The 17,453-nt window shown below is 72.6% G+C and carries 14 protein-coding genes; 4 read left to right on the forward strand and 10 right to left on the reverse strand.

Features of this window, described 5'->3' with window-relative positions; genetic code table 11:
- The 3 genes from ABT354_RS26810 to ABT354_RS26820 are packed head-to-tail and all read right to left on the reverse strand — an operon-like array spanning window position 1 to window position 4,771.
- Window positions 1-1,455: an ATP-grasp domain-containing protein gene (locus ABT354_RS26810; protein WP_351498274.1), complete on the reverse strand. Its 1,455-nt coding sequence runs from the start codon at window positions 1,453-1,455 to the stop codon at window positions 1-3.
- Window positions 1,452-2,723, reverse strand: a complete 1,272-nt coding sequence (locus tag ABT354_RS26815) for an MFS transporter (protein ID WP_351498276.1) — start codon at window positions 2,721-2,723, stop codon at window positions 1,452-1,454. Before ABT354_RS26815 ends, ABT354_RS26810 begins: the two co-directional genes overlap by 4 nt.
- The gene (locus ABT354_RS26820; RefSeq protein WP_351498278.1) at window positions 2,720-4,771 is read right to left on the reverse strand and encodes a PEP/pyruvate-binding domain-containing protein; all 2,052 of its coding nucleotides are present in this window, start codon (window positions 4,769-4,771) and stop codon (window positions 2,720-2,722) included. Before ABT354_RS26820 ends, ABT354_RS26815 begins: the two co-directional genes overlap by 4 nt.
- A gap of 472 nt (window positions 4,772-5,243) precedes the next feature.
- On the opposite strand from ABT354_RS26820, the gene ABT354_RS26825 reads away from it, so the two are divergent.
- On the forward strand, window positions 5,244-6,890 hold the full coding sequence (locus ABT354_RS26825) for an FAD-binding oxidoreductase (protein WP_351498280.1): 1,647 nt from the start codon (window positions 5,244-5,246) through the stop codon (window positions 6,888-6,890).
- A 56-nt stretch (window positions 6,891-6,946) separates the two neighbouring features.
- A complete protein-coding gene (gene htpG, locus ABT354_RS26830) occupies window positions 6,947-8,920 on the forward strand; it encodes a molecular chaperone HtpG (protein ID WP_351498283.1) in 1,974 nt (657 codons plus the stop codon).
- Between the two features lie 96 nt (window positions 8,921-9,016).
- Here the strand turns inward: htpG and ABT354_RS26835 are convergent, their stop codons facing one another.
- From ABT354_RS26835 to ABT354_RS26845, 3 genes are all read right to left on the reverse strand, one after another.
- Complete coding sequence (locus ABT354_RS26835) at window positions 9,017-10,723, reverse strand: DUF6056 family protein (RefSeq protein ID WP_351498285.1); 1,707 nt, start codon at window positions 10,721-10,723, stop codon at window positions 9,017-9,019.
- 115 nt (window positions 10,724-10,838) lie between these two features.
- On the reverse strand, window positions 10,839-12,206 hold the full coding sequence (locus ABT354_RS26840) for a cytochrome P450 (RefSeq protein ID WP_351498287.1): 1,368 nt from the start codon (window positions 12,204-12,206) through the stop codon (window positions 10,839-10,841).
- A gap of 305 nt (window positions 12,207-12,511) precedes the next feature.
- Window positions 12,512-12,760, reverse strand: a complete 249-nt coding sequence (locus ABT354_RS26845; RefSeq protein ID WP_351498289.1) for a hypothetical protein — start codon at window positions 12,758-12,760, stop codon at window positions 12,512-12,514.
- A 227-nt stretch (window positions 12,761-12,987) separates the two neighbouring features.
- Here ABT354_RS26845 and ABT354_RS26850 point away from each other — a divergent pair, with 227 nt between their 5' ends.
- Together ABT354_RS26850 and ABT354_RS26855 are read left to right on the forward strand one after the other, a co-directional pair.
- Entirely contained in the window at window positions 12,988-13,143 is a 156-nt protein-coding gene (locus ABT354_RS26850) for a DUF6131 family protein (RefSeq protein ID WP_351498291.1), read from the forward strand.
- A gap of 128 nt (window positions 13,144-13,271) precedes the next feature.
- On the forward strand, window positions 13,272-13,445 hold the full coding sequence (locus tag ABT354_RS26855; protein ID WP_351498293.1) for a CsbD family protein: 174 nt from the start codon (window positions 13,272-13,274) through the stop codon (window positions 13,443-13,445).
- 126 nt (window positions 13,446-13,571) lie between these two features.
- Here ABT354_RS26855 and ABT354_RS26860 read toward each other — a convergent pair whose 3' ends face one another.
- The 4 genes from ABT354_RS26860 to ABT354_RS26875 all read right to left on the reverse strand — a co-directional run bounded on the left by ABT354_RS26860 (window position 13,572) and on the right by ABT354_RS26875 (window position 17,261).
- Entirely contained in the window at window positions 13,572-13,967 is a 396-nt protein-coding gene (locus ABT354_RS26860; protein ID WP_351498295.1) for a GntR family transcriptional regulator, read from the reverse strand.
- Window positions 13,968-14,010: 43 nt separating this feature from the next.
- Complete coding sequence (locus ABT354_RS26865) at window positions 14,011-15,000, reverse strand: ABC transporter permease (RefSeq protein WP_351498297.1); 990 nt, start codon at window positions 14,998-15,000, stop codon at window positions 14,011-14,013.
- The gene (locus ABT354_RS26870) at window positions 14,997-16,007 is read right to left on the reverse strand and encodes an ABC transporter ATP-binding protein (protein ID WP_351498299.1); all 1,011 of its coding nucleotides are present in this window, start codon (window positions 16,005-16,007) and stop codon (window positions 14,997-14,999) included. Before ABT354_RS26870 ends, ABT354_RS26865 begins: the two co-directional genes overlap by 4 nt.
- A gap of 138 nt (window positions 16,008-16,145) precedes the next feature.
- The gene (locus ABT354_RS26875) at window positions 16,146-17,261 is read right to left on the reverse strand and encodes a type III polyketide synthase (RefSeq protein ID WP_351498301.1); all 1,116 of its coding nucleotides are present in this window, start codon (window positions 17,259-17,261) and stop codon (window positions 16,146-16,148) included.
- Window positions 17,262-17,453 lie beyond the last annotated feature (192 nt).

Consider the following 17,453-nt stretch of genomic DNA (forward strand, 5'->3'; position numbering starts at 1 on the left):
TCAGCCCCGGCGGCGGTCCCCGGGCTCCACCGGCGCCACCCGGTTCAGTGCCTCCTCCAGTCCGCCGAGGACGGCGGTGCAGTCCTTCAGCAGGGTCGGCGCGTCGGCGGCGGTGACAAAGAGGACGCCCAGCCAGTTGGCGGCCCCGGCGGCGGGGTCGTAGTCGGGGATCGGATGGTCCGGCGGCAGATCGAAGGCGGCCACCGGTTCGACGGCGGTGCCCGGGGTGACGATCCCGTCCCACTCCACCTGGCGGGGGCGCCAGGCCGGGCGGGTACGCCAGGGGGTGCCGACGGCGTCGGCGGGCGCGGCGACCAGGGAGGCGGCGGCGCCCCGGCCGGAGACCGGCATCCGGGACGGGTAGGCGACCTCCTCGCCCAGCAGTTCCCGTACCAGCAGGGAGATCGGGTCGAGTCCGAAGACCTCCTCCACCATGCGGGTGATCATCACTCCGCCGAAGCGCGCCGCCGTCTCGATGACCGCGATCCCGCCGTCGGCACGGAGCTTCAGCTCGGTGTGGGTGCCGCAGGTGTCCAGGCCGAGGGCGTCCACGGCGCGCCCGGCGACCTCCTCGATCTGCCGCTGCCGGGCCTCGGAGAGCACACAGGGCGCGGTGCTGGCCACCTCGTTGAAGGGCGGGATGGGCGGCATCCGGGCGGTGACACAGAGGGCGTGGTGGACCCCTCCGGCGACGATCCCCTCGACGCTGACATAGTCGCCGTAGTCGCCGTGGCCCCCGCCCGCGCCCTCGTCCCCGACCTCGCTGCCACTGCTGCTCTTACCGCTGTCGCTGCCGTACCAGTCGGCGGCGCTGCCCTCGATGATCTCCTCCACGATCAGGGCCCGGTCGGCGCCGGTCTCGTACAGCTCGCTCATCCGGATCTCACGGCCCTTGTCGAGGGCCTGGGCGACCTGGGGCCAGGCGGTGGCGGCGTCGTCGGGCGAGCGCAGCACCAGCTGGGCGATGGACCCCGCGCTCCAGGCCGCCTTGAGCAGCACCGGCGGAGTGAGTTCGGTGAGCGCGGTGCGCAGCTCCGCCTCGGAGCCCACCCGGCGGAAGGCGGGGACGGGGACCCCGGCGGCGGCCCAGACCTCCCGCATCAGCCGCTTGTCGCGGGCGCGTTCGGCAGCGGCCGGTCCGGCGCCGCGCAGCCCCAGCCGGTCGGCCGCGTGGGCCACGGCGAGGACGGCGAACTCGGAGAGGGTGAGGACGGCGTCCGCCCCGATCTCCTTGGCGACCCGGACGATCTCATCGGTGACGGTGTCACCGGAGGCGGCTCCCGGGGGGACGGTGGCCTCGGTGATGGAGGCGCAGTGCGGGCGCCAGTGGTCGGCGGCGGCGGTGGGCAGGGGCATCAGGGCCAGGACATGCAGTTCCGCGTGGGCGGCGATCCGGGGGAAGGCGTGCTCCAGGGCGGTGCCGCCCTTGGCATAGACGTACAGGACTCGACTCATGCGACGTTCTCCTTTCGCGGGGAGCGCGGCCCCTCGGCGGGGCGGCGCGGGGCGCGGCGCACCAGATGGACGAGGACCGCGAGGGCGCCCATCAGCACCACCGTGCCGACGGCGGTGATCAGCAGGAACCGCTCCATCTCGCCCCGGGCGAGAAAGCCGCCGAGGGCCCAGATGGCCAGGGCGCAGACGGCCCGGTCGAGGAGCGATTCGGTGGAGAGCAGGGTGGCGCGGTGCCGGGCGTCGGGGATGGCACGGTTGACGACCTGCCGCTGGATGGGGAAGACCAGTCCGGCGGCGAGGGAGAAGAGACAGAGCAGGGCGGCGGTGGCGGGGAGCCCGGCGGGCACCAGCAGCCCGAGGGCGAGGGCCATCACCACGGTCAGCGCGAAGACGGAGCGGACCTCGCCGAAGCGGCGCAGCCAGCCGGAGCGGGCGGCCCCGGCGAGTTCGAAGACGGTGGTGACCGCCATCATGAGGCCGAAGGCGGCGAGCGGCAGCTCCTTCTCGGTGAGGATCGGCTGGAAGAGGTTGGCCTGGCCGATCCGTACCAGGGTGAAGACGGCGACCCCCTGCGCCATCAGCAGGGCGAGGACGGGGGATGTGCCCAGGGTCCGCAGCGCCTCCCACTGGTCGCGCGGGGAGAAGAGCGGCGCCCGCCCCCCGCCACCGTCCTTGCCGCCGTCCTTGCCGCCGTGGCCCGGCAGGGCGGGCAGCCGCAGGGCGAGGACCACGGCCATCGCACTGCACAGGGTGGTCAGGACATACGGTGACGGGGCCTGCCACTGCATCAGTACACCGGCGGCCGGGAGACAGACGATCCGGCCGGTGAGGGCGTACGCCCGTCCGCTCCCCTCGGCCTGCTGATAGGCCGCGCCGGCGTCGGTGCGCTGGAGGTACTCGTACAGATAGGCGCTGCCCGCCCCGGAGACCAGGGAGTTGGCGAGGGCGAAGAGCAGGAAGTGGGTCAGGAAGCCGCTGTACGAGGTCCACACGGCGGGCAGCAGATTGGCGACGGTGAGGACCAGGGCCCCGCTCTGGAGGAAGCGCCGGTAGTCGAAGCGGTCGGCGAGGGCCCCGGTGGGCAGTTCCAGCAGACAGAAGGCGAGGTAGTAGAGGCTCTGGATCTGGAAGATCTCCGCGTCGTCCAGCCCGCTGTCGCGCTGGTAGACATAGAAGACCGGCAGCCACCAGAGCAGTCCGGTGAAGAGCTTGTAGCCGTTGTGGAGCCTGATGACCCGCCGGGCGGCGGGCGGCAGGGAGGGCGTCATCCGCCCGCCCGCACCCGGTAGGGGCGGATCTGGAGCAGCCGGATCAGTTCGCCGTCCAGCGCCCATTCGACGTCGACGGGGGTCTCGTAGAGGTAGTCCGGGGAGAAGTGGGACTGGAGCAGCCGTCCGATGAGGGCGAGCCGGCCCAGCGCGACGCGGGTGCGGGTGTCGAGGTCGGTGCCGGCGGAGCCGAGCGAGACGGTCCGGCCGCCGCCCTCGACGGTGTTGTAGAGGTGCTGGATGGGGGCGGCGACGCCGTCCACCACATCGGCGACGGAGCCGGTGGAGATGTTGGCGTACACATTGCGGAAGTCGCGGGCGTCCAGCGGGTTGCAGGTGACGAGGACACCGCCGAGGGGGACCGGGACCTCCTCCTGGACGATGACGCCCATGTAGGAGTCCTCCAGGCTGATGCCGGCCTCGTCGCGGAGGCGGACGCTGCGGGCGGAGACCACGGAGGCCCAGACCTCGCGGACACCGTCGGCGATGGCGTCGGTGGTGCGGGCGTGGGGGACGGATTCATAGACCCCGGCGGCCGAGAAGCCCTCCAGGTCCTCGGCGTTGGAGGAGCTGCGGACGACGAAGCGGGCGACGCCGGAGAGATGGGTGACGACGGCCTCGTCGATCCGGGCCCGGATGTCGTCGGGGAGCCGGGTGGTGGTGATGAGGTGCTGGAGTTCGGCGCAGATGGCGTCGAGGGGTCCGGCGCCGACCTCCAGGACCATCTTGAGCCGTCCGATGGTCTGCTGGATCCGGGGCGACGACTCCAGGAAGCGGCGTTGCAGGGAGAACGGCAGGGCGATGCCGCGCGGCACCTGGACGTACTTGCGGACCAGCCGGCGGGCGGCGGCGGAGAGGGTGGCGTCGTCGGCGGGGCCATGGACGTCGAGGAGTCCGGCGAGATGGTCGAGGAGGTCGGCGCGGGGCGGGCGGGGCACCCGGTAGAAGCCGAGCCAGCGGCCGGAGCCGTTCTCCAGGACACCGAAGAGTTCGCCGATATTGGCGGCCTTGGTGCCGTAGCGGTAGTGGTCGCCCCGGCGCAGCCGGGACAGTTCCACGATGGAGGCGGCCTCGGTCTCGGGGCGTTCGAGCACCACGAGATCGCCGGACCAGGGGCGTCCGGTGTCCAGGTCGGCGGGTTGCTCGGCCTCCTCGATCCGGACCTCTCCGGCGGCGGCGGCCACCTCGTAGCGGACCCACTGGCCGCCGAGTCCGGCGCGTTCCAGGTGGTCGAGGATGTCGGTCTGGATGGCGTTGGGGATGCCCCAGCCGGTGGCGAGGACATTGGTGTGGGAGAGCGGGGTGGTGTGCTCGGCGTTGACCAGGCCGGAGATCCGGGGGATGTCGTCGGGGACGCGGGGCATGACGACGATGTCGTGCCAGCGCAGGGTGGGCAGGGCGGCGCGATAGGCGGCCTCGGTACGGAAGAGGCGCAGCCTGCCGTAGGCGACTCCGGTGTTGAGGGGGACGTACGCGCCCTGGGAGAAGAGTTCATGGGCGAGCAGCCGGGGCAGTTCGGCCGCCGGGACGGCGGCGACGGAGGTCTCCTGGTGGTGGTTGGCGGGTTTGCAGTAGAGCGGCAGCGCCGGGTCGACATGGGCGCGTACCTGCTGGTGGAAGGAGCGGAGCATCGCGCCGTCCATGGTGTCGGCCTCGACGGTCTCCAGGGAGAGGAGCGGCTGTTCGGGGCCGTCGGTGCCCGGGGTCCGGCGCCGGTGGAGGGCGAGGAGTCCCAGGTAGAAGCGCCGGTCCGGGCGGACATAGACATCGTGGTTGAAGGAGTCGATGTCCCGCAGGAGCCGTTCGGGCGGGGTGCCGAGGATGTGTTCGGCGATGTAGTGCACATGGAGCGGATTGCCGGTGCTGTCGATGATGTGGAGCGTCGATTCGTCGCGGTCGAGGACGACCTTGACGAAGGGGTAGCCGGCGAGGTTGCCCGCGATACGGGTGAAGTCCTCGGCGGTCAGGGGGGTGGTGACGCCCTCGGGGGCGATGACGGCGGGGGCGCCGCTGGAGGTGGCGGCAGCGGTGGCGGTGGGGTTCACCATGGGCGATCACCGGTCCGGGGTACGGGGCGCGGGGCGTCCGCGCGGGCGGGGGTCCTCATGAGCGGTTCGGCTCTCCCATTCGGGGACGGAGTCGGCGATGTCGTCTCCTGCCGTGGCGGCGTGCGGGCAGCCCGACGCACCGTCCGCTCGTGGTGCGGTCGGTGCGGTGGGCTCAAGGGTTCCGCGGGTGGTGCGTGTGCCGATCCGGGAGGGACATCGGTGTCACGGGCTCATGGAAGACACCGGAGCCTGCGGCTCCCTAAAGCGGGCCGGGGAGTGGTCCCGTTCCCGGCCCGCCGTCCGCGCCCGGAGGGAGCCGGGGGCCGTACGGGACCCTGCCCGGCCCTCCGTACGGCCCCGGTGAACCACCCGGTGAGGCCACCCGCCCGCCGGGGGGGTGGGGCGGCGGTCTTCCCTCCGGGGCGCGTCGCTCCGTAGCGTTCCCCACCGACCGGCGGTGAGGGGAGCGGCCATGGGCGGGGAGAGCACCGGGCACGGACGGGCGGGGCGGAGCAGGCGGGGCGCGCTGGGGGTCGCCGCGCTCGCGGGCGGCGGCGCGCTGCTGCCGGCGGGGGGTGCGCGGGCCGCCGGGGGTACCCCCGACGCACCTGACGCACCCGGCACCCCCGAGGCACCGAGGGTCGGGCCGGGCGATCCCCGCTACGGCCATCTGGTGAGCAGGGGCGCCAACCGCTTCCGGGGCACCCCCGATGTGGTGCGCCCGGCCGGGACCACCGCCCAGGTGGTCTCCTGTGTCCAGGAGGCCGTACGGGCGGGCGCCCGGCTCGCCGTCCGCAGCGGCGGCCACTGCTTCGAGGACTTCGTGGACCACCCCGGTGTCCGGGTGCTGATCGACCTCTCCCGGATGCGGGAGGTGGCGTACGACCCGGCGCGCCATGCCTTCGTGGTGGAGCCGGGGGCCACCCTGGAGGAGGTCTACCGGCTGCTCCACCTCGGCTGGGGGGTGACCCTGCCCGGCGGCTACTGCCCCGATGTGGGGGTCGGCGGCCATGTCGCGGGCGGCGGTTACGGGCCGCTGTGCCGGCTGTACGGGCTGATCTCCGACCATCTGTACGCGGTCGAGGTCGTGGTGGTGGACCGGGCCGGCCGGGCCCGCAGCGTGGTCGCCACCCGGGAGCCCGGCGACCCCCACCGGGATCTGTGGTGGGCCCACACCGGCGGCGGGGGCGGCTCCTTCGGGGTGGTGACCCGCTACTGGTTCCGCTCCCCGGGGACCACCGACGCCACCCCGCCCGAGCGGCTGTTACCGAGGCCCCCCGCGACCGCGCTGACCTTCCGCGCGTCCTGGGAGTGGAAGGATCTGGACACCGCCGCCTTCACCCGGCTCGTCGACAACTACGGCCGCTGGGCCGAGCGCAACAGCGCCCCGGACTCCCCCGCCGCCGCGCTCTACGCGGAGTTCTCGCTCTCCCGCCCGGCGGGCGGCGGCCCCACCCTTTTCGGCCAGATCACCGCCCCGGGGCCGGCGGCCGAGCGGCTGCTCGCGGAACACCTCGACGCCCTGAGTGCGGGCACCGCCCGGCCCGCCGCCCGCTCCTCGCGGGAGCTGCCCTGGCTCACCGCCACCCTGCGCGGCTCCGGTGAGAACGCCATCGGCGACTGGCGGATAAAGATCAAGTCGGGCCATCTGCGGCGCCGGCTCACCCCGCGCCAGCTCGCCGCCGTCCACCGCCAGCTCACCCGTACCGACACCGACGCCTTCGGCAGCCTCACCCTCAACACCTACGGGGGCAGGGTCAACACCGTCGCCCCGGCCGCCACCGCGACCGCGCAGCGCGACTCGGTCCTCAAGGCCGTCCATCTCACGGTCTGGCCGACACCGGACCAGGACGCCGCCCATCTCTCCTGGATACGGGAGTTCTACCGGGACATGTACGCCGACACCGGCGGTGTGCCCGGCCCCGACGCGGTGAACGACGGCGCCTTCATCAACTACCCCGACGCCGATCTCGCCGACCCCGCCCTGAACACCTCCGGCACCGACTGGCAGACCCTCTACTTCCGGGGGAACGCCGCCCGGCTGCGCCGGGTCAAGGCCCGCTGGGACCCGCGCGACCTCTTCCGGCACGCCCTCTCCGTCCCCGTGGGCGCGTCCTGATCTACAGTTCCCCCGTCACTGTCCAACCCTGGTGATCAGCGAAGGAATCACGAACCATGCCGACTGAGACGTTCGAGTTTCAGGTGGAAGCCCGCCAGCTTCTTCAGTTGATGATCCACTCGATCTACTCGAACAAGGATGTATTCCTGCGGGAGTTGGTCTCCAACGCCTCCGACGCGCTCGACAAGCTGCGCCTCGAAGCCCTCCGTGACGACACCCTCGGCGTGGAGGTGTCCGATCTCCATATCGAGATCGAGCCCGACCGCGAGGCCCGCACCCTGACCGTGCGGGACAACGGTGTCGGGATGTCGCACGAGGAGGTGGTGCGGCTCATCGGCACCATCGCCAACTCCGGCACCGCGGCCTTTCTGCGGGAGCTGAAGGAGGCGGCGGACAGCACCACCGCCGAGGGGCTGATCGGCCAGTTCGGCGTCGGGTTCTACGCGAGCTTCATGGTGGCCGAGGAGGTCACCCTGCTGACCCGCCGGGCGGGCGAGGAGCGGGGCACCCGCTGGACCTCGACCGGCGAGGGCACGTACACCATCGAGACCGTGGACGAGGCGCCGCAGGGCACCTCGGTCACCCTGCGGCTGAAGCCGGAGGACACCGAGGACCGGCTCTACGACTACACCTCGCCGTGGAAGATCCGTGAGATCGTCAAGCGGTACTCCGACTTCATCACCTGGCCGATCCGGCTGGTCCAGGAGGTGCCCCCGCCCGCCGCCGGTGAGCCGGAGGCCCAGTCCCAGTCCCAGGCGCAGGACGGCGAGGGCGACGACGGCACCACCCCGGCCGAGGAGACCGGGCCCGAGGTGCTGAACTCGATGAAGGCGCTGTGGGCCCGCCCGCGCTCCGAGGTCACCGACGACGAGTACCACGAGCTGTACAAGCACATCAGCCATGACTGGAACGACCCGCTGGAGACCATCCGGCTCCAGGCCGAGGGGACCTTCGAGTACCAGGCACTGCTCTTCATCCCCGCGCAGGCCTCCCGGGACCTCTTCCTCCAGGGGTACAAGCGCGGTGTCCAGCTCTATGTGAAGCGCGTCTTCATCATGGACGACTGCGAAGCGCTCATGCCGCCGTATCTGCGCTTCGTCAAGGGTGTGGTCGACGCCCAGGACCTGTCGCTCAATGTGTCCCGGGAGATCCTCCAGCAGGACCGCCAGATCCAGCTGATGCACCGGCGGCTGGCGAAGAAGGTGCTCTCCACGGTCAAGGAGATGATGACCGCGGCCCCCGAGCGGTACGCCACCTTCTGGGAGGAGTTCGGCCGGATCGTCAAGGAGGGGCTGCTGAGCGACTTCGAGAACCGGGACGCGATCCTCGGCGCCTGTTCCTTCGCCTCCACCCACGATGGGGAGAAGCCCACCACACTCGCCGGATATGTGGAGCGGATGGCGGAGGGGCAGGAGCACATCTACTACCTGAACGGGGAGTCCCGGCAGGCGGTGGAGAACTCCCCGCACATGGAGACCTTCCGGGAGCGGGGCATCGAGGTGCTGCTGCTGACCGACCCGGTGGACGAGGTGTGGGTCGACACGGTCCCGGAGTTCGAGGGCAAGCAGCTGCGCTCCGTCGCCAAGGGCGACCTCGACCTCGACGAGGCCGGGAAGAAGGACGAGGACGACGAGGAGCGGAGCAGGCGCGAGGAGAGCTATGCCCCGCTGGTGACCTGGATGTCGGGACACCTCGCCGACCGGGTCAAGCAGGTCCGGCTCTCCGCCCGGCTGACCGTCTCGCCCGCCTGTGTGGTCTCGGACAGCGGCGATGTGACCCCGGCACTGCTGAACATGTACCGCGCCATGGGGCAGGAGCTGCCCGAGGTGAAGCGGATCCTGGAGATCAATCCGGGGCATCCGCTGGTCGAGGCGATGCGGACGGCCCTCGGCGACGGGCAGGGGGACACCGCCCTGGAGGAGACGGCCGAGCTGCTGCACGACATGGCGCTGCTGGCGGAGGGCGGCGAGCCGGGCGACCGGTCCCGCTTTGTCCGGCTGGTGGCGGACCGGCTCCAGCGGGCGCTGTGAGCACGGGCTGAGAGCGCGCGGGGCCGGGCCGTCGACGGGATGCCGACGGCCCGGTCCCGGTGGCGCGTCCACGTCGGGGCCCGGCCCCGGCCGGGGTCAGGGCAGCCGGGTGGAGTGGGTGACCCGGTCGACGCGGTAGTAGTCGGCGACACAGCCGGCGGGCCAGGAGCCGTGCTTCCCGAACGGCTCCCCCATCCCGGCGACCGAGGTGGGGGTGTACGGGAGTTCCCGCGCGCCGAGGGCCGCCCGGTCCCGCATCCACCGGTCCTGACGGTCCCACCGCTCGGCCCGTACCCGCATGTCCGTACCCAGCCCGGCCAGCGGGACGGCGAGCGCCCCGCAGACCACCAGCGCCAGGGCCGCGCCGCCCACCGCCACCGGGCGGGTGACGGGCCGCCCGTACCGCCGGAGCGCCCGGCCGAGCAGCACCCCCGCGCCGAGGAGCAGAACCACGTACAGGAAGAGGAAGTCGTTCCACGCCCGGGTGACGACCACGATGCCGGAGCCGAAGACCGGGTAGGCGACCACGGTGCAGAGATACCCCGCGACCAGGAGGACCAGGGTCCCGGAGCAGAGCAGCAGGGCGGTGGCCCGGCGCGGGCGCAGCAGCACCGGGGGGCCGGGGCGGGTGCGCAGGACCAGCCCGGCGAGGACCCCGACGGCGACCGCGCCGAGGTACTGCCAGGTGGTGAGGAGGGTCCCCAGGATCTCGGCGAAGGCCTCCAGTGAACCGGTGAGCGATTCGGGGGAGAACGGTGTCATCCCCTCCGCGTCGTAACGCTCCCGCCGGGTCCGCGACCCCGGCGATGTGAGCAGGACCATCGCCCCGGTGCCGATACCGGCGGCCCCCGCCAGACACCAGGCCCTCGCCCGGACCCGGCGGTGTTCGGGGAGGAAGGCGCGGCCCGGTACCAGGACGGCGGCGAGGACGGTGAGCGCGACCACCGACGACTCCTCCGAGAGGGTGCCGAGGGCGGCACCCGCGAGGAAGACACCGGCCAGGGCGGCGGTACGGGCCCGGCGCGACCGGGCCCACAGCAGCGGGAGCAGCGCGGCGCAGGCGAGGACGGGGGCGAGGGTGTGGGAGACCGAGGAGGCGGGCCAGTAGAGGGTCTTGTAGGTGTTCGGGGAGGCCAGGAGGAAGAGCGCGGTGACGGTCACGGCGGCCAGGAACGGCACTCCGCGCGGCGCGGTCAGCCCGCAGCGGCCGGGCAGTGCGGCGGCCACCGCCCACACCACGGCGACCATGACGGCTCCGCCGACGGCGGGGTACCACTGGTGCCCGGCGACATCGAAGCGCGCGTACGCCCCGGTGAGCAGGGCGTTGACGATCCGTCCGTTGTCCTGGAGGTAGAACTTGCCGACGAGTCCAAGGACGCCCTCGTCGCGGACGAAGGGGAGGAAACACCAGTCGTCGGCGCCGGGGCGGACCCAGCGCCCCAGCCACAGGGCCCAGAGGAGCAGGGCGAGCGGCGGGAGTCCCAGCAGCACCGCCCAGCGGGCCCTCCGGGGCGGCCGTGCGCTCCCCGTACCGCCGTCGGCGCGGGCGGCTCCGGGTGCGGTGCCGGCCCGCGCGGCGACCGCGCCACGGGCCGTCCGCAGGGCCCAGGGGAGCACAGCCGCCACCAGCCCGCCGCCCAACAGGGCGGGGTTCCCGGCGGCTTCGGGGGGTGCGGCGGCGAGAAGGAAGGGAGAGCCCGCGGTCATCAGGACGGCCGGGCCGGAGAGGGAACAGCGCATGGTGGTGTGCCAGGTGGGCTCGGTGCGACGGATGGGGTACGCGGGGAGCGGCGACGGGCCCACAGTAGTTCTTCCGCCCCGCTCCCCCGCCGGGGACAGGCGCACCGGGCCGCTTCCGGGCACGGCTTCACCCCGGCGGCCCAGTGGGGCGCCGCCCCCGCCCGCGGGGGCGCCCGGGTCAGGGGGCCGGGTCCGGTGGTGCGAGGGTGACGGGGAGTCCGTCCTTGGGTACCGGCAGGGTGCTCATGTCGAGTTCCCAGGTGTAGCCCTCGGGCACGGACCAGGACCGGGACCGGAGCAGCCGGTGCATGACCGCCTTCACCTGGAGGTTGGCGAAGTGGAGCCCGATGCACTTGTGGACGCCGCCGCCGAAGGGGGACCAGGCGTAGGGGTGGGTGATCTCCCCCCGGCGTTCCGGCGCGAAGCGCTCCGGGTCGAACCGCTCGGGGTCCGGCCAGTGTTCGGGCAGCCGGTGATTGCTGTACGTGGTGACGGCGACCAGGGCGCCCGCCGGGATGTGGTGGCCGAGGACCGAGGTGTCGCGGACGGCGACCCTCGGCAGCAGCGGCACGGGCGGGCAGAGCCGCAGTGACTCCTTCAGCACCAGGTCGAGATCGGTGAGGGAGTCCAGGACCGCGATGTCGACCCGGTCGGTGGGGACGGCCCGGGACGCGGCACGGCAGCGTTCCTGCCACTCCGGATGCCGGGCCAGATAGTAGGCCATGGTGGTCAGGGCGATGGTCGAGGTGTCGTGCGCGGCCATCAGGACGAAGATCATGTGGTTGACGACATCCGTGTCGCTGAAGCGTTCCCCGTCCTCGGACCGGGCCCGGCAGAGCACGGCGAAGAGGTCGTCACCGCCCTGGGCGCGCTTGGCCGGGATATGGCCGGTGAAGAAGTCGGTCAGCTCCCTGCGGGCCTTGAGCCCCCGGCTCCAGCGCAGTCCGGGAACGGGGAAGCGGACAAAGGCGAGCCCGGCGCTCACGGCGTCCATGAAGGCGCGCTCGACCCGGCGCAGCCGGGCCCGGTCCGGCTCGAGGCCGAGGAAGACATCCATGGCCATGTCGAGGGTGAGCCGCCGGAAGAGCGGGAGCAGCCTGGCCCGTCCCGGCCGCCAGGAGTCGACGCTCCGTAAGGCGCTGTCGTCGATCCGTTCCAGATAGGCGGTGAGCCGTTCACGGGTGAACGCCTGCTGCATGATGCGCCGGTGCCGGAGGTGTTCCTCGAAATCGAGGAGCATGATGCCGCGTTCGAAGAACGGGCCGATGAAGAAGTGCCAGCCGGGGCCGGAGGCGAAGGCCTTCTCCGGGTTGCCGAGCACCGTCTGGGCCGCCTCGGGTCCCTGGACGGAGATGATGGGGCGGCCGAGGAAGTTCCCCCAGGAGACCGGGCCGTAGCGGTCACGGCGGCGGCGGAAGTGGGCGGCGGGGTCGCGGATGGTGTCCAGGGCGTAGCCGAGATAGGGCAGACCGGGGTCGCCCATCACCGGGGCGAGACCGCTGCCGGCGGGGGCGGGGGCGAGCAGGGTCGGGGCGCTACGGGCCATAGCGGACTCCTTCGGTCGGGGCGAGGGGCTGGGTCCTTCGGTCGGGAGGGGCCGGGCGGAGGCGGGAGGGGCCGGGGGCCGGGAGGCGCCGGGAGAAGCTCCCGGCTGTGCCAGGACATGCGCGGGTACCTGTGGGGGACGTTCGCGGAGGCCCGCATCGTACTCCTGCGGCCCGGCGGGTGATACGGGCACACGGGGGCGCGCGGAAGGCCGACCGGGGGTGCCGGGCCGACCGGGCCCGGCGCCCAAGGGGCCTTATGTGTACGGGCGGTGGGGGTGCCGCCGCCGGTCCGGGCGGTCCCGTCCTACCGGGACCACCGGGCCCCGGTGCCGAGCGGAGCCGCGCACCAGGCGCCGGGATCCGCCTCCGGTGCCATGGCGGTGGACGGGCGGGAAGGGTCGTCGGCGCAGACGGCCGGGCCCGCGGTCGCCGGAAGGGACGGAGCGGCGCTCGCAGGCGTGGTGGACGACAGCAGGGTGGGCGGCAGGGCGGGCAGCAGGGCGAGGGTGGCGGCGGCGATCGTCCGGGCCGCGGGGTGCGATCCATGGGGCATGGGCCCGTGCCTAGCGGCCGGACGGCAGGGCGGGGGCCGGCTTCCCGGCGGTGTCACCCGAACGCGGGGTGGTGGTCACTCCCATGACCACCCCCATGGAGAGCGCCACCGACCTCCGGTTCACGCCATGAGTCCCGCATCCCCACGGTGTTTCATATGTCGGCAATAGTGGGATTTTCTCCTTATGGGATGAATTTCCCACCCTGACGACCCCCGGAGGCGTGACCATGATCATTCTTGGAGTCATTCTGCTGGTCATCGGGCTGATCACCGGATTGAACGTGCTCTGGACGATCGGCATCATCCTGGTGGTGATCGGCCTGGTGCTCTGGGTGCTCGGGGCGCTCGGGCACGCCGTCGGCGGCCGTCGTCATTACTGGTAGCGACCGTATCCCCCAGGATCGCCACCGGATCGCACAGACCCGGGCGGGGGTTTCACCACTCCCGCCCGGGGAACCCGGGGCGTACCGGGAGGCCACCCCTCCCCCGTACCCCCGAAAGGCAGGGCGTCATGGCCAAGGACGAGAAGGCACGGGCGAAGGCCCAGCAGCTCAAGGGCAAGGTCCAGAAGGAGGCGGGGCGCGCGGTGGGCAATGAGCGCATGGCCGCCAAGGGCCGCGCCAAGGAGGCCGAGGGCGACGCACGCCAGGCGAAGGAGAAGATGAAGGACGTCTTCAAACGGTGACCGGCCCCCGGACTCACACGGTGACCGGCCCCGGAAGACGGTGACCGGCACCCGGATCCCCTCCGGGCGGCGACGGCGGGCACCCGGCCCGGGCGCACAGACCCCGCGCTCCCCCGCCGCAGGACGCTACGCCGGGGGAAAGCACTCCTCCAGCGCCGCGTCGACCAGCGCGCGGACATCCTCCCGTTCGAGGCCCTCGCCGCGCGCGCCCTCCATCCAGGCGGCCAGCTCCGCCGCCAGCCGGTCGGTGTCCTGGGCGGGCAGCCGGGTGAGGGACTGGCTGACAAAGGTCCCCACGCCGGGGCGGGGTTCGACCAGCCCCTCGCGCTCCAGCTCGCGGTAGGCCTTGAGGGTGGTGTTGGGGTTCACCCGGGTGGAGGCGGCGACCTGGGCGGCGGTGGGCAGCCGGTCCCCCTCCACCAGCACTCCCAGCCGCAGCGCCTGCTTCACCTGCTGGACGATCTGCAGGTACGTGGCGACGCCGCTGCGCCGGTCGATCCGGAACTCGACCACGGTCACCATCTCGTTTCTCGCCTGCTGCCACTGCCCGTCGGGGGCGCCACCCTCACAGGGACATCCGCCGCGCCCACCAGACCGTGAAGACGGCCAACGCCGCGGTCATCGCCAGCAGGACCGCCGCGAAACTCCACTGCATCCCCCCGAGCTGCCCGTACTCAAGATATTCGACCACACGGTTGACGATGCCGGTCTCCTTCAGACACGCGTCGGCCTCCTTCTCGGTGGGGAGGGTGCAGTGCCCCCAGCCGTACAGCTTTCCGTCCGCCGTACCGATCCACTGGTCGAACTCGACCTGTCCGGGCTTCAGCTCCTTCGCCTGACCCTCCAGGGGGAAGGCCAGCTGCTTCGGGGAGGCGAACAGATCCTGGACCCGCCGCGCCAGAGCCGCCTCCACCAGGAAGAGCGCGACAAAGGTGGTGGCCATCGCGGCGAGGGAGCGCCGCAGCACGGCCCCGGCGGCGATGCCGAGCGCGGTGGCGAAGACGGCGAGGGCCACGGGCATCGGGCCGGTGGTGGTGAAGGCCCCGCTCATCCACCAGTTGCCGCCGTCATGGAAGTCCCGCGCGGGGCGCCAGATCCAGGTCAGCGCCATCGACATCGCGGTGGTGCAGACGGCGACGGCGAGCAGGGGCACCGCGAGGGTGGTGGCGACGACCCGGCTGCGGCTGACGGACTGGGTGACCAGCAGCCGGAGGGTGCCGTTCTCCTCCTCCCGCGCCAGCAGCGGGGCGCCGACGAAGACACCGACGACCAGCGGCAGCATGTTCAGCAGGAGGATCCCGTAGTCGATCGGTCCGGCGTACCGCTCGGGCAGCCACTCCCCGGGCCGCTGCCGGCCCGAGTCCAGGAAGTCGATCAGCTGATCCCGTTCGAGGGCGCAGTAGACGGCGAGGGCCACGGCCACCGCGGCCAGCACCAGCAGGGAGAGCCGCTGGCGGCGCCAGGCCACCCAGACGGCGCCGCTCAGCGGGGAGCGGCTGCGGGGGGCGGCGGTGCCGGTCCCGCCGGCCGGGGCGTTGGTCGTCATGGCGCTCATGCGGCCTTTTCCTTGGTGGAGTTCGGGGCATACGAGGTGGTGGGTACCCGGACACCGGGCGCGATCAGCGCGGGCGCCTCCGGGGAGCGCAGATAGGCGAGCAGGACCTCTTCGAGCGTGGGCTCGACGGTCTCGTACGGGCCGGTGCGCAGGGCGTCCTCGGCGCCCGGCTCCTCCGGGCGCCGGATCAGGGCGGTGAACTGCCGTCCGGTGACCCGGGAGTCGATCACGGCATGCGTGCGGCCGAAGACGGCGGGCAGCACTCCGTCACCGAGGGCGCCGGGGTTTCCGGAGGTGCCGGGGCCGGGGTCCGCGAGCCCGGTGACCAGCAGATGCGCGGGGATCAGCTCCTCGGCGGGCCCGGCCATGCGCAGCCGGCCGCCGCTGAGCACCAGGAGGTGATCGCACATCTCCTCCAGCTCGGCGAGGATGTGCGAGGACATCACGACGGTCATGCCGTGCTCCGCCGCCTCGGCGAGCAGCAGCGCCGACAGCTCATGGCGGGCCAGCGGGTCGAGGTCGGCCATCGGCTCGTCGAGGAGGAGCAGCCCCGCCCGCTTGCCGAAGGCGAGGGCGAGGGCCACCCGGGTGCGCTGACCGGCGGAGAGGGTGCCGACCCGGGCACCGAAGGGCACCTGGCCCGCGGCGACGATCCGTTCGGCGACCCCCTGGTCCCAGCCCGGGTTCAGCTCACGGCCGAGCCGCAGGGTCTCGGCGACGGTGAAGTGCTTGTAGAGCGGCTTCGCCTGGTCGACATAGGCGATCCGGGCCAGGGCCGCGCGGTCGCGCACCTCGGTGCCGAAGATGTGCAGCTCGCCGGCGGTCGGCCGCTGAAGACGGGCGGCCATCCGCAGGAAGGTGCTCTTCCCGGCGCCGTTGGGGCCGACCAGCGCGGTCACGGAGCCCTCCGGCAGCCGGAAGGAGCACTCCCGCACGGCCCAGCCCCGCAGGTACTTCTTCCCCAGGTCCCGCGCCTCGACGGCGGACGGGCAGGATACGTCGGTCATCCACTCCCCCGTTTCACTAGTTAGTTAGTGGAATGGTGGTGATTCTGGGGGAGGCCGCGCCCGGAAGTCAAAGAGAGGCCGGGGCACGGTGTGGCGGGCCGGGGGATTCCGCTCCTGCGGGGCGGGCCGGGACTCCCGTTACGGGGACACGGCGGCCGGGACGCCCTCGTTCCAGGTGCCCGCGAGGATCTCGGTGGTGAAGCCGGGCCCGAAGGCCACCATCAGGCCCCGGGAGCCGTCCTCGGGGGAGCCGTTGTCGTGATGGCGCCGGAGCACATCGAGGACGGAGACACTGGAGGTGTTCCCGAGCTGGGCCATGCTCTCCCGGCTGTGGCGCAGGGTCCCGGGCACCAGTCCCAGACCGCTCTCGACACCGTCCATGATCACCGGCCCGCCGGTGTGGGAGACACAGAACGCGGCGGTGCCGGGCGCCCAGCCGAGTTCCGCGAGGAAGGCCGATATCTCCGGTACCACCTGGGGCACGGTGGCGCGGACCCGGGGATCGGTACGGAAGTGGAAGCCGTCCTCGGTGGTGCTGCCCGCGATCACCGAGTGGGAGTCGGGGAGCAGATGCTGCCGGGCGGCCTGGATCCGGAATCCCGTGGCCCCGGGGGTCGCCCGGCGCAGCACGGTGGCGGCGGCCCCGTCGCCGAAGATGCCGTTGGAGATGAAGTCGCTCAGCTCGTGCCGGTCCGGCTGGAAGGAGAGGGAACTCAGCTCGGCGGCGACCACCAGGACGGTCGCGTCCGGGTACCCCTGGAGGAAGTGGAAGGCCTCGGCCAGTGCGGAGACCCCGGCGGCGCAGCCGAGCTGCTGGATCGGAGTTCTCCGTACGGTCGGCCTGCAACCGATCTCCTGGGCTATGTAGGCGTCGGGGCCGGGCAGTGCGTACCCCGTGCACGAGACGAAGACGAAGTAGTCGACGTCGGCGGCGGCGACCCCGGCGTCGGCGAGGGCCCGCGTGGCGGCGTCGGCGCCGAGACGGACCACCTCGTCGGTGTAGCGGCCGTTGCGCTCGCCGAAGGTGCGGCGGGAGAGCATCTCCTTGAGATCGACGGCCATGCTCCGGGTCTCCACGGTGGCGTGGCGCATCAGTTCGAGGCCGCGCTCCACCTGGGGGACGCCCGCGAAGAAGTCGCCGAGGGCGGTGACGATCTCCTCCTGGGTCAGGAGGTGCTCGGGGACGGCGACAGCCGGGCGGGAGACGGCGACCGTGGTACGGGGGGTGGGGACTCGGGAATCGTCGGTGGGCACAGGGTGTCCTTCCGGGGTGGGGGGAAGTACGAGCGGTCGGCGCGTCCGCGATCGGCGGCACTGCCGGACGCCGGACGGGCCGGCCTGTGGAGCGCCCGTACGGTGGGGGGAGCGCTCGGCCCCAGGGGACCTGGCGCGATAGGAAGCATGATCTCCGGCATATCCACCAGGCAAGATCGTCTTTCGGACAGA

The sequence above is a fragment of the Streptomyces sp. NPDC000594 genome (assembly GCF_040299965.1).
Classification (GTDB): Bacteria; Actinomycetota; Actinomycetes; order Streptomycetales; family Streptomycetaceae; genus Streptomyces.